This is a genomic window from Floccifex sp. (assembly GCF_051873495.1).
Lineage (GTDB): Bacteria > Bacillota_I > Bacilli_A > Erysipelotrichales > Erysipelotrichaceae > Floccifex.
On the sequence record NZ_JBJEEX010000050.1, the window covers coordinates 1 to 2,174 of the forward strand.

At 32.0% G+C, this 2,174-nt stretch carries 1 protein-coding gene; it reads right to left on the reverse strand.

What is annotated here, in order from left to right:
* On the reverse strand, nt 1-2,174 hold a 2,174-nt coding region (locus ACI313_RS03085), incomplete at both ends, for a hypothetical protein (protein ID WP_439755245.1).

Consider the following 2,174-nt stretch of genomic DNA (forward strand, 5'->3'; position numbering starts at 1 on the left):
CTTTTTTTTCAGCAGCGTCTTCTTTGCTCATGTCTTTTAATTTTTCTTTGTCATAATCATATTTTGTATGATCTTTTGCAGCAAAAATTGATTCAATATTTTTTCCATTAAAGGCAGTTTTGCCGTTTATCCATATACCAAAGAACCAGTTTGAATTTCCTGCAAAAAGTTTTTCCTGACGCTCGACCTGTATAACAGCATCTTCATCTTGATTCTTTTCTTCATACAAAACTTTTTCGTCTGAATGTGTTATGCCGCTCCAAGTACTTGAAGAATCCCAAGATGTTTTCCCTGGAGAATATTTTTCTTCTGTAATTGAAATTGCACCTGATACAATTCTTCGGCTGCTAAATTTTGAATTATCATCAAGTTTGTATAATCCACTTTCATCATGTCTTATGAAAACTTGTACTAAACAATATTTCCCAAATCCATGATTGTTACATTTTTCAATAATTTTACTTTCATCATCTTTTCTTGTTGGCGTGTCATCATCTGTTATGTCCGCTATATATAAATCTTTTAGATTGTATTCATCATTATCTGATTTTTCATAATATGAAAACTCATTTTTTATTATTGTATTAAACTTTACATCAGCAAGAATACCAGAAGCATCTATAAGATTCTGACCGACCAGGTTCTGTTTTTTTGTATATACAGTAATTTGCTTTTTCTCTTCCTCTTCTATAATTTCTTTTACTGTCTTATCATAAACAAGTTCAAGAAATCTTTTCTGCTGGTTTGTATTCATTCCAAAAGCTTCTAGGCATTCATAGGCATCATCTTCAAGCTTTTCATTCCAGTTCCAGTAACTATCATTAATCGATTCATAGAGAATAGTATATTCGTCAACAATTAACTGTAATTCTTCCTTTGAAAGGTTCAAGGCTTTCGGCTTAAAATCCGTAAGATTATAGATTATTTTTTCATTATCTGATGTATGCACAAGAGTGACAATAAAAACTGTCTCTCCTTTGTTTTCACCATCTTGCTTTTCAAATTGCGCTGTAAAATCCTGTTGTTCGATATTGTCAAAGAAAACTTTTCCATTTTTTATAGATGCAGTCAGAAGTTTGCCATCATAGTCGCCAAGGATAATTACATTTCCGTTTTCTAACTGGGTTCCAGTTATATCTGAACCTCTTCTGGCATCTATTGAAGTTACTTCAGATTTCTGTTCATAGATGATTCCATTTTTATCGTATACTGCATCAATATCAAAAAGTCTGTAATTATTCCAGGAGTCAATCAAAACTTCTTTTTGTCCCAAAGTATTATAAAGCAAGTCAAAAAGCTTAATGTCATTGTTATCACGAATGATATAAATTTTATTCGTCAGATCATGGATAAAGCAGGCAGCAAAACGCTCATATATTATTTTCTCAGTTAATTCTTCGTTAGCATCATCCGTAAAAAATCTTTTGTTGATTATTGTATTTGTTTTAGAAGAAAAACTTTCAAGTATTTTATCAAACTGATTCTCTGTAAAAGCTCCGGGCAAAAATCTTCCCTGGCTAACCAACTGAGAATATGTTTCTTTATCTGTTGAATTTTGCCATGTTTCCTTTAGTACATAAACAGGGCAATATATATTATTCCCATTTACACCTGATTGGGTTTCTGTAGTTGTATTGTATATTGGGCTTAATGCTTCCGGCAGTATCTGACTGTTTATCCTTTGTTCGGGAAAAAAAACAGGAACTTTTAAAGGTGCTTTATATGATTTTATATCAGTATAATCAATCTTAATATTATAGTTTATGTCAGAATTCAATGGTTCATCTGTTTCTGTTATGAAATATAGATTTTCATCTTTTGTTACACTAAGCGAGGCATTTAATTTTTCAGAAGATTTTGTCCCCGACACCATGCTTTCCAGCGAACTGACAGAAGTTTCCGAGTTTCCTTTATAGACATGGGCTTTGACAGAATTTGATTGGTCAAAACTTCCTGCAACTGAAAGATTTTGCGTAACGCTTATTGTTCCGTCATATTGTGACTTCCATTGTCTGAATGGTGTCTGAGTTTTGTATTGTTCCTTATACGCCTTTATTTCATCTGCAGTAAGCTTTTTTATGTTATTTTCAACCACCGTACTATTCTTACCATCATACAATTCCCGTTCAAAACTGACATTTCCATTTTTAGAAGTATTTTTTAGGTAATAGTTT